Genomic DNA, 13412 nt, shown 5'->3' on the forward strand with positions numbered 1-13412 from the left:
CAAATACCTGAGACCGCACGCGACAGCCACACGCGACACCATTCACCGCAGAACCGCAGCACCACCGAGGAGATAGCGCCAGTGACGATCTATGAACACGACCGGGTGTCCGCCGGTCGCAACGACGACTCAGGATCTGACGGTCGGCAGGCTGACTCCACCCACGCCCTCGTCGATCGGCTGAGCGCCGGTGAGCCCTACGCGGTCGCTTTTGGTGGCCAGGGCAGCGCCTGGCTGGAGACTCTTGAGGAGTTGGTGTCCTCGGCCGGTATCGAGGCCGAACTGGCGACCCTGGCCGGTGAGGCCGAGCTGCTGCTCGAGCCGGTCGCCGCCGAACTCGTCGTGGTCCGGCCCATCGGGTTCGAGCCGCTGCGGTGGGTCCGCGCGCTGGCTGCCGAGGAGCCGGTGCCGTCCGACAAGCAGCTGACCTCCGCCGCGGTGTCGGTCCCGGGCGTCCTGCTCACCCAGATCGCCGCGGTGCGGGCACTGGCCCGCCAGGGCATGGACCTGGCCGCCACCCCGCCGGTGGCCGTTGCCGGGCATTCCCAGGGTGTGCTGGCCGTCGAGGCACTGGCCGCCAAGGGCGCCAAGGACGTGCAGATCCTGGCGCTGGCGCAGCTCATCGGGGCGGCAGGCACCCTGGTGGCCCGTCGTCGCGGGATCACCGTGCTGGGCGACCGGCCGCCGATGGTGTCGGTGACCAATGCCGAGCCCGAGCGCATCTACGAGCTGCTCGAAGAGTTCAGCCAGGACGTGCGCACCGTGCTTCCCCCGGTGCTGTCCATCCGCAACGGCCGGCGCTCCGTTGTGATCACCGGCACACCCGAGCAGCTGTCGCGGTTCGAGCTGTACTGCAACCAGATCGCTGAGAAGGAAGAGGCCGAGCGCAAGAGCAAAGTCCGCGGCGGCGCCGTCTTCGGCCCGGTCTTCGACCCGGTGCAGGTCGAGGTCGGTTTCCACACGCCGCGCCTGGCCGACGGCGTCGAGATCGTCGCCCGCTGGGCCGAGTCTGTCGGCATCGACGTCGACCTGGCCCGACAGATGACCGAGGCCATCCTTGTCAGCCAGGTGGACTGGGTCGACGAGATCACCGACCTGCATGAGGCCGGGGCCCGCTGGATTCTGGACCTCGGTCCCGGCGACATCCTGACCCGGCTGACCGCGCCCGTGGTGCGCGGGCTGGGCATCGGGATCGTGCCTGCCGCGACCCGTGGCGGCCAGCGCAACCTGTTCACCATCGGCGCGGTGCCCGAAGTGGCCCGCCCGTGGTCGAGCTATGCCCCGACCGTGGTGAGCCTGCCCGACGGATCGGTCAAGCTCTCCACCAAATTCACCCGGCTCACCGGACGCTCGCCGATCCTGCTGGCCGGTATGACGCCCACCACAGTGGACGCCAAGATCGTCGCGGCCGCAGCAAACGCCGGCCACTGGGCCGAACTCGCCGGAGGCGGGCAGGTCACCGAGCCGATCTTCAACGATCGCATCGCCGAACTCAGCACCCTGCTGGAGCCGGGCCGGGCCATCCAGTTCAACTCGCTGTTCCTCGATCCCTACCTGTGGAAGCTGCAGGTCGGCGGCAAGCGGCTGGTGCAGCGCGCCCGTCAGTCCGGTGCACCCATCGACGGCCTGGTGGTCACTGCGGGCATCCCTGATCTCGAAGAGGCCGTCGAGTTGATCGGCGAACTCAATGACCTCGGCATCAGCCACGTGGTCTTCAAGCCGGGCACCGTCGAGCAGATCCGCTCGGTGATCCGGATCGCCGCGGAGGTGCCCACCAAGCCCGTCATCGCCCACATCGAGGGCGGTCGCGCCGGTGGCCACCATTCGTGGGAAGACCTCGACGACCTGTTGCTGGCCACCTACTCCGAGCTGCGCAGCCGATCCAACATCACCATCTGCGTCGGCGGCGGCATCGGTACCCCGGAGCGGTCCACCGAGTACCTGTCGGGCCGCTGGTCGGCCGCACACGGTTACCCGCTGATGCCGGTCGACGGCATCCTGGTCGGCACCGCTGCCATGGCCACGCTTGAGGCCACCACGTCGCCCGCGGTCAAGCAGCTGCTGGTGGACACCAAGGGCACCGATACATGGGTGGGTGCGGGCAAGGCCGTCAACGGTATGGCCTCCGGACGCAGCCAGCTCGGCGCCGACATCCACGAGATCGACAACACCGCATCGCGCTGCGGCCGGCTGCTCGACGAGGTTGCCGGTGACGCCGACGCGGTGGCAGCACGCCGCGACGAGATCATCGCCGCGATGGCCAACACAGCCAAGCCGTACTTCGGCGATGTCGCCGAGATGACGTACCTGCAGTGGCTGCGTCGCTACGTCGAGCTGTCCATCGGTGACGGCAACAGCACCGCCGATTCCCGGCGCGGGGACTCGCCGTGGCTCGACATCACCTGGCGCGACCGCTTCGAGCAGATGCTCAAGCGTGCCGAAGCACGTTTGCACGCACAGGATTTCGGACCGATCGAGACGCTGTTCGACGCTGCCGGTGACGGCGAGGCGTTGCTGGAAGACCCCAAGGCCGCGCTGACTGCGCTGGTCTCGGCCTACCCGGATGTCGCCTCCGTGCAGCTGCACCCGGCCGACGTGCCGTTCTTCATCGAGCTGTGCAAGACGCTGGGCAAGCCGGTCAACTTCGTTCCCGTGATCGACAAAGATGTGCGCCGGTGGTGGCGCAGCGATTCGCTGTGGCAGGCCCACGATGCGCGCTACACCGCCGATCAGGTGTGCGTCATCCCCGGCACCGAGGCCGTCGCCGGCATCACCCGGGTCGACGAGCCCGTCGGTGACTTGCTGGACCGCTTCGAACAGGCCGCTGTCGATCAGGTCCTGGCTGCCGGTGCCCAGCCGCAGGCCGTGCAGTCGCGCCGTCAGGGCCGCGACGATGTCACCGGCCCGCTGGCCGTGCTGCTCGACGCCCCCGACGTGTTGTGGGCAGGCCGCACCTCGGTCAACCCCGTGCATCGGATTGCGCCGGCCTCTGAGTGGCAGGTGAACGAAAACCGTTCCGCTACAAACCCGTCCACGGGTGCCAGGCTCGAGGTTGCCGACGATCGGCACGTGGTGCTGTCGGTGCCGCTGTCGGGAACCTGGATCGAGATCCGGTTCACCCTGACCGACGCGATCCGTAGTGGCGGCGCACCGGTCGTCGAGGTCGCCGACGCCGCGACCGCCATGCGTTCGGTGCTCGCCATCGCCGCGGGTGTTGATGGACCCGACGCCCTGCCGCCGGTTGTCGACGGGACCGCCACGGTCACCGTCGCGTGGAACCCCGAGCAGGTTGCCGACCACACCGGCGTCACCGCCACCTTCGGTGCCCCGCTGGCGCCGACGCTCACCGTCGTTCCCGACGCCCTGGTCGGCCGGTGCTGGCCCGCGGTGTTCGCCGCGATCGGTTCCGCGGCCACTGACTCCGGATTCCCGGTCGTCGAGGGTCTGCTGAGCCTGGTGCACCTGGACCACGCCGCGCACCTGTTGGCGGCATTGCCGACCGATCTGGCCGAATTGACCGTCACTGCAACGGCTTCGGCCGCGTACGACACCGAAGTTGGCCGTGTTGTGCCGGTTTCGGTAGTTGTACGCAACGCAGACGGGACCGAGCTGGCCAAGCTCGAGGAGCGGTTCGCGATCCGCGGCCGCACCGGTGAGGCCGAGTTGACCGACCCCGTTCGGGCCGGCGGCGCGATCTCTGACAACGCCACCGACACCCCGCGTCGTCGCCGTCGCGACGTCACGATCGGTGCGCCCGTGGACATGCGGCCGTTCGCCGTCGTGTCCGGTGACCACAACCCGATCCACACCGACCGGGCCGCCGCACTGCTGGCCGGTCTGGAATCGCCGATCGTGCACGGCATGTGGCTGTCGGCCGCGGCGCAGCACGTCGTCACCGCCACCGACGGCAAGCCGATTCCCCCGGCCAACCTGGTCGGCTGGACCGCCCGCTTCCTGGGCATGGTCAAGCCGGGCGACGAGGTCGACTTCCGCGTCGACCGGGTCGGAATCGACGTCGGCGCAGAGGTTGTCGAGGTTCAGGCCCGCATCGGCTCCGAGCTCGTGATGGCCGCGACCGCACGGCTCGCCGCGCCCAAGACCGTCTATGCGTTCCCCGGCCAGGGCATCCAGTCCAAGGGCATGGGCATGGAGGTCCGGGCCCGGTCCAAGGCCGCCCGCAAGGTGTGGGACAAGGCCGACAAGTTCACCCGCGACACGCTGGGCTTCTCGGTGCTCCACGTGGTCCGCGACAACCCGACGTCGCTGATCGCCTCCGGTGTGCACTACGAGCACCCCGAAGGCGTGCTGTACCTGACCCAGTTCACCCAGGTCGCCATGGCGACGACGGCCGCCGCGCAGGTTGCCGAGATGCGTGAGCAGGGTGCGTTCGTCGAGGGTGCGATCGCCTGCGGTCACTCCGTCGGCGAGTACACCGCGCTGGCGTGCGTGTCCGGCGTCATCGAGCTCGAAGGTCTGCTGGAGGCGGTGTTCCACCGCGGCTCCAAGATGCACGACATCGTGCCGCGCGACGAGCGGGGCCGGTCCAACTACCGGTTGGCCGCGATCCGGCCGTCGCAGATCGACCTCGCCGACGAAGATGTCGAGGACTTCGTCGCGCAGATCGCCGCGGATACCGGCGAGTTTCTCCAGATCGTGAACTTCAACCTGCGCGGATCGCAGTACGCGATCGCCGGAACCGTCCGCGGTCTGGATGCGCTGGAGGAAGAGGTCGAGCGTCGTCGCGAGATCAGCGGCGGCAAGCGGTCTTTCATCCTGGTGCCCGGCATCGACGTGCCGTTCCACTCGAGCGTGCTGCGAGTGGGTGTGGACGACTTCCGGCGCAGCCTGGAACGCGTCCTGCCGCGTGACCGCGATCCGGAGTTGGTCGTCGGCCGCTACGTCCCGAACCTGGTGCCCCGGCCGTTCACGTTGGACCGCGATTTCATCCAGGAGATCCGCGATCTGGTGCCGGCCGAGCCGCTCGACGAGATTCTCGCCGACTACGACACCTGGCGTAACGAGAAGCCGAGCGATTTGATGCGCAAGGTCGTCATCGAGCTGCTGGCCTGGCAGTTCGCCAGCCCGGTGCGCTGGATCGAGACCCAGGATCTGCTGTTCATCGAGGAGGCCGCAGGCGGACTCGGGGTGGAGCGGTTCGTCGAGATCGGTGTGAAGAACGCGCCGACGGTCGCCGGCCTGGCCACCAACACGCTCAAGCTGCCCGAATTCGCCCACAGCACCGTCGAGGTGCTCAACGCCGAGCGCGATGCCGCGGTGCTCTTCGCCAGCGACACGGACCCGGAGCCGGAGCCCGAGGCTGAAGAACCGGCCCCCGCAGCGGAAGCCGCCGCTCCGGCCGCCGAGGCAGCACCGGCACCGGCGGCCGCCCCGGCCGCTCCGTCCGGTGGCCCGCGTCCCGACGACATCACGTTCGACGCAGCCGACGCCACCGTCGGCCTGATCGCACTGAGCGCCAAGATGCGGATGGATCAGATCGAGGGGTTGGACTCCATCGAGTCCATCACCGACGGTGCGTCCTCGCGCCGTAACCAGCTGTTGGTCGATCTGGGTTCCGAGCTGAACCTGGGTGCGATCGACGGTGCCGCCGAGGCTGATCTGGCCGCACTCAAGGGACAGGTCAGCAAGCTGGCCCGGACCTACAAGCCGTTCGGTCCGGTGCTCTCGGATGCCATCAACGACCAGCTGCGCACCGTGTTCGGTCCGTCGGGCAAGCGCCCGGCCTACATCGCCGAGCGCGTCGCCAAGACCTGGGAGCTCGGTCCGGGCTGGGCCAAGCACGTCACCCTCGAGGTGGCCCAGGGGACCCGTGAAGGCAGCAGCGTTCGCGGCGGCGACCTGGGTGGTCTGCACCCCGGTGCACTGGCGAGTGCCGCCGACGTCGACAAGGTCATCGATGCCGCGGTAGTTGCCGTCGGTGCCCGCCAGGGTGTGCCGGTGAGCCTGCCTTCGGCCGGCGGTGCCGGCGGTGGCGGTGTGGTGGATTCGGCCGCGCTCAACGAGTTCGCCGAGAAGGTCACCGGTCCCGACGGTGTGCTGGCCTCGGCCGCTCGCACGATCCTGGGTCAGCTCGGTCTGGATGCCCCCGTGGGTGCCCCCGAGGCGTCGACCGACGCCGAGCTGATCGACCTGGTCACCACCGAACTCGGTTCGGACTGGCCGCGATTGGTCGCCCCCGCGTTCGACGGCAAGAAGGCCGTCGTGTTCGACGACCGTTGGGCCAGCGCCCGTGAGGATCTGGTCAAGCTGTGGCTGGCTGACGAGGGCGAGATCGACGCCGACTGGCCGCGCCTGTCCGAGCGCTTCGAGGGCGCCGGGCATGTCGTTGCCACCCAGGCGAATTGGTGGCAGGGCAAGTCGCTGGCGGCAGGTCGCACAATCCATGCCTCGCTGTTCGGTCGCATCGCGGCCGGCGCTGAGAACCCGGGCAAGGGTCGCTACAGCGACGAGGTCGCCGTGGTGACCGGTGCGTCGAAGGGCTCGATCGCCTCGTCGGTCGTCGGGCAGCTGCTCGACGGTGGAGCCACCGTCGTCGCCACCACCTCGCGTCTGGACGACGACCGGTTGGCGTTCTACAAGGAGCTCTACCGCGACAACGCCCGCTTCGGCGCCACCCTGTGGGTGGTCCCGGCCAACATGGCGTCCTACTCCGACATCGACAAGCTGGTCGAGTGGGTCGGTAGCGAGCAGGTCGAAAGCCTTGGGCCGCAATCGATCCACCTCAAGGATGCGCAGACCCCGACACTGCTGTTCCCGTTCGCCGCGCCGCGTGTGGCCGGGGACCTCTCGGAGGCGGGTGCACGCTCCGAGATGGAGATGAAGGTTCTGCTGTGGGCCGTGCAGCGGCTCATCGGTGGGCTGTCGACGATCGGTGCCGAGCGTGACATCGCCTCGCGACTGCACGTGGTGCTGCCAGGCTCGCCGAACCGCGGCATGTTCGGTGGCGATGGTGCCTACGGCGAATCCAAGGCTGCGCTCGACGCGCTGGTGAACCGCTGGAGTGCCGAAGCCTCGTGGGCCGACCGGGTCAGCCTGGCGCACGCGCTGATCGGCTGGACCAAGGGCACCGGGCTGATGGGCCACAACGACGCCATCGTCAGCGCGGTCGAAGAGGCCGGCGTCACCACGTACAGCACCGCGGAGATGGCAGCCATGCTGCTGAACCTGTGCACGGTGGAGTCCAAGGTGGCTGCGGCCGGCACACCGATCAAGGTGGACCTGACCGGCGGTCTGGGAGACATCAAACTCGACATGGCCGAGCTGGCCGCCAAGGCTCGCGAGGACATGTCCAGTGCCGCTGTCGAATCCGAGGATGACGAGGACGAAGGCGCGATTGCCGCCCTGCCGTCCCCGCCGCGCGGATATGACCCGGCCCCGCCGCCGGTGTGGGACGACCTCGACGTCGACCCGGCCGACCTGGTGGTCATCGTCGGCGGTGCCGAGCTCGGGCCGTACGGCTCGTCGCGGACCCGCTTCGAGATGGAGGTCTCCGGCGAACTGTCGGCGGCCGGCGTGTTGGAGCTGGCCTGGACGACCGGACTGGTCAAGTGGGAAGACGATCCCAAGGCCGGCTGGTACGACACCCAAACCGGCGAGCTGGTCCCCGAATCGGAGATCGTGGAGCGCTACCACGACGCCGTGGTGGAACGCTGCGGCATCCGGGAGTTCGTCGGTGATGCCGCAATCGATCCAGATCACTCGGCATCGTTGTTGGTCTCGGTGTTCCTCGACAAGGACTTCTCCTTCGTGGTGTCGTCCGAGGCCGACGCCCGGTCGTTCGTAGAATTCGACCCGGAGCACACGGTGGCCCGGCCCGTCCCGGACTCCGGCGACTGGCAGGTGATCCGCAAGGCGGGCACCGAGATTCGGGTTCCGCGCAAGACCAAGCTGTCGCGCACGGTCGGTGCCCAGATCCCGACCGGGTTCGACCCGACGGTGTGGGGCATCACCCCGGACATGGTCAATTCCATTGACCGGGTGGCGTTGTGGAACATCGTGGCGACCGTCGATGCGTTCCTGTCCTCGGGCTTCACCCCGACCGAGCTGATGCGCTGGGTGCACCCGAGCCTGGTGGCCTCCACCCAGGGCACCGGCATGGGCGGCTTGACCTCGATGCAGACCATGTTCCACGGCAACCTGCTCGGCCAGAACAAGCCGAACGACATTCTGCAAGAGACGCTGCCGAACGTCGTTGCCGCGCATGTGATTCAGGCTTACGTCGGCAGCTACGGTTCGATGGTCCATCCGGTGGGGGCATGCGCCACCGCGGCGGTGTCCTTGGAAGAGGGCGTCGACAAGATTCGGCTGGGTAAGGCCGAACTCGTCGTTACCGGTGGCTACGACGACCTGACCGAGGAAGCGATCATCGGCTTCGGTGACATGGCGGCCACTGCCGACACCAAGATGATGCGCGACAAGGGCATCAGCGATGCCAGATTCTCTCGAGCCAACGATCGGCGTCGTCTGGGCTTCCTGGAAGCCCAGGGTGGTGGCACCATCCTGCTGGCCCGCGGTGACCTGGCCCTCAAGATGGGGCTGCCGGTGCTGGCCGTCGTCGGCTACGCGCAGAGCTTCGCCGACGGCGTACACACCTCGATCCCGGCTCCGGGCCTGGGTGCCCTGGGCGCCGGGCGCGGCGGCAAGGATTCGCAGCTGTCCCGTTCACTGGCCAAACTGGGCGTCGGCGCCGACGACATCGGGGTGATCTCCAAGCACGACACCTCGACGTTGGCCAACGATCCCAACGAGACCGAGCTGCACGAGCGGCTGGCCGACTCGATGGGCCGTTCGCAGGGTGCGCCGCTGTTCATCGTCAGTCAGAAGACGCTGACCGGACACGCCAAGGGCGGCGCGGCGGTGTTCCAGATGATGGGCCTCTGCCAGATCCTGCGCGACGGCGTCATCCCGCCGAACCGCAGCCTGGACTGCGTCGATGACGAGCTGGCCACGTCCGGCCACTTCGTCTGGGTGCGTGAGACCCTCGACCTGCGCGGCAAGTTCCCGCTCAAGGCCGGTCTGATCACCAGCCTTGGGTTCGGGCACGTGTCGGGCCTGGTCGCCCTGGTGCACCCGGAGGCGTTCATCGCGGCGCTGGATCCAGCCGAGCGCGACGACTACCGCAAGCGGTCCGAGCAGCGCACGCTGGCCGGTCAGCGTCGCCTGGCCGGGGCGATCGCCGGTGGGCGCGCGATGTACGAGAAGCCCGCCGACCGTCGCTTCGACCATGATGTGCCGGAGAAGCGTCAGGAGGCGGACATGTTGCTGAACGCGGATGCCCGCCTCGGTGACGACGATCTCTACGTGCGGTGAGTGAATGCACGGAGAAGTGAGCTAGGTTCGCTTCCATGGCGATTGTGGGCATAGGCATCGATCTGGTCTCCATACCTGATTTCGCCGAGCAGGTGGACCGGCCGGGAACGGTTTTCGCCGAGACGTTCACGCCAGGTGAGCGCCGGGACGCCGCGGACAAGAGTTCGTCGGCGGCCCGGCACCTGGCGGCCCGGTGGGCGGCCAAGGAGGCAGTGATCAAGGCCTGGTCGAGTTCACGGTTCTCCAAGCGGCCGGCCCTGCCGGAGGGGATCCACCGCGACATCGAGGTGGTCACCGATATGTGGGGGCGGCCGAAGGTGCGGTTGTCCGGTGACATCGCCAAGCACCTTGAGACGGTGACCATCCACGTCTCGCTCACGCATGAGGCCGATACCGCCGCCGCGGTGGCGATCATCGAGGAGCTCTAACCTTTCTCCGGCTCGCGCGGGTGGGTGAGCCACTACGCTCGTCACCATGAGTGACGTGGTGGCGCGGGTGCAGCAGGTGTTGCCGTCGGTACGGTCCGATCTGGAGGATCTGGTCCGTATCCAATCGGTGTGGGCCGACCCGGCCCGGCGCGACGAAGTGCACCGCAGCGCCGACGCTGTCGCAAAGTTGTTGTCGGACGCAGGTTTTCCTGAGGTTCGCATCGTCAGCGAAGGCGGCGCCCCAGCGGTCATCGCGCACTATCCCGCCCCCGCGGGAGCGCCGACCGTCCTGCTGTACGCCCACCACGACGTTCAACCTGAGGGGGATCCGGACCAGTGGGACTCCGCGCCGTTCGAGCCCACCGAACGGAACGGCCGACTGTACGGTCGCGGTACCGCCGACGACAAGGCCGGGATCGCAACACATCTGGCCGCGATACGGGCCTTCGACGGTAAGCCGCCGGTAGGCGTGACGGTGTTCGTCGAGGGCGAGGAGGAATCCGGTTCGCCGTCACTGGGCGCCCTGCTGGCCGCGCACAAGGACGCGTTGGCGGCCGACGTCATCGTCATCGCCGACTCCGACAACTGGAGCACCGAGATCCCGGCTTTGACCGTGACCCTGCGTGGCCTGGCCGACTGCGTAGTCGAGGTGGCCACCCTGGACCACGGGCTGCATTCGGGCCTGTGGGGCGGGGTCGTGCCGGATGCGTTGAGCGTGTTGGTACGACTGCTGGCCAGCCTGCACGATGACGACGGCAATGTCGCGGTCGCCGGTTTGCACGAAGTGACCGCCGCCGACGTGGACCGCGGGCCGGCATGGGTCCGCCAGGAATCCGGTCTGCTGGACGGGGTGACCGAAATCGGTTCCGGCTCAGTGGTGCAACGTATGTGGGCCAAGCCCGCCGTCACTGTCATCGGCATCGACACCACACCCGTCGACAAGTCGTCGAACACTCTGATCCCGCGTGCCCGCGCCAAGATCAGCATGCGGGTCGCGCCCGGCGGTGACGGGCACGCGCATCTGGAGGCGTTGACCCGTCACCTCGAATCCCATGTGCCCTGGGGTGCACAGGTCACGGTCACCCCCGGAGATGTCGGTCAGCCCTACGCTATCGACGCGTCGGGGGCCGTGTACGACGCGGCCCGTACGGCGTTCCGCACCGCCTGGGGCACCGATCCGGTGGACATGGGCATGGGTGGATCGATCCCGTTCATCGCCGAATTCGCCGAAGCGTTCCCGGCCGCGACGATTCTGGTGACCGGTGTCGAGGACCCCGGCACCCAGGCGCACAGCGTGAACGAAAGCCTGCACCTGGGAGTTCTTGAGAAGGCGGCGAAGGCCGAGGCGCTCCTGCTCGAAGCGCTGGCCCCTTAGACCGAAAGGTCGCGGCGCAGCTTGGCCACGTGACCGGTGGCGCGCACGTTGTACTGCGCGACGGCGATCTTGCCCTTCTCGTCGACCAGGAACGTGGAGCGGATCACGCCCTGAACGGTCTTGCCGTACATGGTTTTTTCGCCGAACGCGCCCCAAGCGGTAAGTACCTCGCGGGAAGGATCGGACAGCAACGGGAAGGTGAGCTCCTCCTTGTCGCGGAACTTGGCCAGCTTCTCCGGCTTGTCGGGGGAGATGCCCACGACGTCGAGGCCGGCGCCCTTGAGCTCGGCGAGGCTGTCACGGAAATCGCACGCCTGCTTGGTGCATCCGGGCGTGGACGCGGCGGGGTAGAAGTACACGATGACCTTGCGGCCCTTGTAGTCGGAGAGCTTGACGACGTTGCCGTCGGCGTCGGGCAGGCTGAAAGCCGGGGCGGTGTCTCCCACCTCGAGGCGCGGAGTTGGCGGCATGCGTGGGTGTCCCTTCGTGTCGACCGGTTCCGTCGTCTCGGTGCCGGCTGATCTAGGGTAGTGCGGCAGGGCAGCACGACATGGAGCGGCTTGGAGGAGCAAACAGTGGCGAACCGAGACCCGGAGAGCATCAAGCGGGACATCGATCAGGCTCGCGATCAGCTGGCGGTGACTGTCGACTCTCTGGCAGTGCGGGCCAACCCGCAGCGTCTGGCCGACGATTTCAAGTCGGCGGTGATCGGCTTCCTGAAGAAGCCTGCGGTGACGGCGTCGTTGGCCGGTGCCGGAGTGCTGGTGGTGGTCGTCGTCGTGCGACTGATCAAGCGGCGCTGAGCAGCAGATGGCAGGGCACGTTGTGTGCCCTGCCCCGCTCAGCGGCTCGCGCTTGATACGCCGCTCAGCGGCTCTAGCTTGATACGCCGCTCAGCGGCGGCGGAACAGAAGCCAGTCCGCCAACGAAAAACTCGGGGGATTGGCGACGCGACCCAGCCGGGTGCAGGTGTGCACCATGACAGGCGGGTTTGCAGCAACAAATGCGGCGGTTGATATGGCTGTGGGGCCGGCGCCGCTTGCGGTAGCCATCAGCTAACACCCCTCATCTTGGCGCAATCGCCACGCGGTATTGGTTCGCAATACATCAGCTAACTGGAGACTAACACGATATCTGGCGTCTGACCAGCGAAAGCGCTGCGGCCAGATACTAGTCAGTAACTTACGTATGCGTCAAGATACTGACCGCGCCATGACTTGTTCTGTTACCACGCAATTGCCAGCACATCATCGAGGCATGTCGGCGCCAACCTTCCGGCTGTCGCTGGAGTCGCCCACCGCAAATTTGAGCGACGACTCCGGTGGCGGATGAACTGCGGCAGCGTGGCGTCGGACGAGATCCGATTGATTCAGCAAGAAGTTTGCTGGGATTTTGGCGCGGTGTGACGCGCCGTCGGTCCCAATTCCTTGATCCACGCTGATTTCGTGGGAAAACCGATTGGCAAACCTGGGACCGTCTGATGATCGCCCGCATGCTGTGCAACTCGGCGCCAGCAGCGTGCGGTAGCTGAAATCTACTGCATAGCAGGGCGGGAACGGCCCTTTCTCGCCGAACCGGTTGCTACCGCATAGGTGTACAGCTAAGGTCAACGTCGGGTTGGGATTGGGAGGCGAACCCGGGTCTGGATCCCGACCGCAACACGGGTCGATCGCATGACAAGGGGGTATTACGTTGCAGCTAATTTATTTTCCGTTTGCCAGGATTGCTGCATGGGCTGTCGCCGGTAGAGCGTATCCCGACGGACTTCTCGTCGGGATTCGCTGACAACACCCGATGGCTCATGTCGAACCTTTCAATGGCGATGTGGGCCGTGGTCCTACCGACTGGAGGTACCCATATGGCGCATGTGAGTGATGAAACCCTTGGCGATCTACGCCGGGAGCTCGACCGGTTCAAGAGCGAGCAATCCCGGGACCGCGGCTATGCGGCCGCGCATCTGGCCGGTGCCGTGGAGATGCTGTTGGAAGAGGCCGAATCCAGCATCGGCGATCGACTGGTCGAGCGGTACCGGGCCTGATACATGCACGGTCCCAGTAACTCTGAACCACTGAAACGCAAAAACCCTGCCGAGGCAGGGTTTTTGGTTGGTGCGCCGTCAGGGTTTCGAACCCCGGACCCGCTGATTAAGAGTCAGCTGCTCTACCAACTGAGCTAACGGCGCGCGAGAGAGACAATAACAGGAGTTTCACTCAACAGTGAAATCCGCTGGTGGCGGGCATGGGCCATGTTCAGGTCGGCCCGATCCCACCAGAACCCTTAGA

General features: G+C 67.2%; 6 protein-coding genes and 1 tRNA gene. 5 read left to right on the plus strand and 2 right to left on the minus strand.

Annotated elements, in window-relative coordinates; genetic code table 11:
- Window positions 1-81: 81 nt before the first annotated feature.
- From JOF57_RS05025 to JOF57_RS05035, 3 genes are read left to right on the plus strand one after another with little or no spacing between them, the layout of a single operon-like run.
- Window positions 82-9327, plus strand: a complete 9246-nt coding sequence (locus JOF57_RS05025) for a type I polyketide synthase (protein WP_209914286.1) — start codon at window positions 82-84, stop codon at window positions 9325-9327.
- Window positions 9328-9362: 35 nt separating this feature from the next.
- On the plus strand, window positions 9363-9755 hold the full coding sequence (gene acpS, locus JOF57_RS05030) for a holo-ACP synthase AcpS (RefSeq protein ID WP_209914289.1): 393 nt from the start codon (window positions 9363-9365) through the stop codon (window positions 9753-9755).
- Window positions 9756-9801: 46 nt separating this feature from the next.
- Window positions 9802-11130, plus strand: a complete 1329-nt coding sequence (locus JOF57_RS05035) for a dipeptidase (RefSeq protein ID WP_209914291.1) — start codon at window positions 9802-9804, stop codon at window positions 11128-11130.
- Here JOF57_RS05035 and bcp read toward each other — a convergent pair.
- On the minus strand, window positions 11127-11600 hold the full coding sequence (gene bcp / locus JOF57_RS05040) for a thioredoxin-dependent thiol peroxidase (protein ID WP_209914294.1): 474 nt from the start codon (window positions 11598-11600) through the stop codon (window positions 11127-11129). The two genes, JOF57_RS05035 and bcp, sit on opposite strands and share 4 nt — an antisense overlap.
- 105 nt (window positions 11601-11705) lie before the next feature.
- Here bcp and JOF57_RS05045 point away from each other — a divergent pair, with 105 nt between their 5' ends.
- Together JOF57_RS05045 and JOF57_RS05050 are read left to right on the plus strand one after the other, a co-directional pair.
- The gene (locus JOF57_RS05045; protein ID WP_209914298.1) at window positions 11706-11933 is read left to right on the plus strand and encodes a DUF3618 domain-containing protein; all 228 of its coding nucleotides are present in this window, start codon (window positions 11706-11708) and stop codon (window positions 11931-11933) included.
- A 1055-nt stretch (window positions 11934-12988) separates the two neighbouring features.
- Window positions 12989-13168 (plus strand): hypothetical protein, encoded by a 180-nt coding sequence (locus JOF57_RS05050; RefSeq protein ID WP_209914300.1) that lies wholly within the window; start codon window positions 12989-12991, stop codon window positions 13166-13168.
- Between the two features lie 68 nt (window positions 13169-13236).
- On the opposite strand, the gene JOF57_RS05055 is transcribed toward JOF57_RS05050, so the two are convergent.
- A tRNA-Lys gene (locus JOF57_RS05055) sits at window positions 13237-13312 on the minus strand.
- Window positions 13313-13412 lie beyond the last annotated feature (100 nt).

The sequence above is a fragment of the Mycolicibacterium lutetiense genome, assembly GCF_017876775.1.
Lineage (GTDB): Bacteria > Actinomycetota > Actinomycetes > Mycobacteriales > Mycobacteriaceae > Mycobacterium > Mycobacterium lutetiense.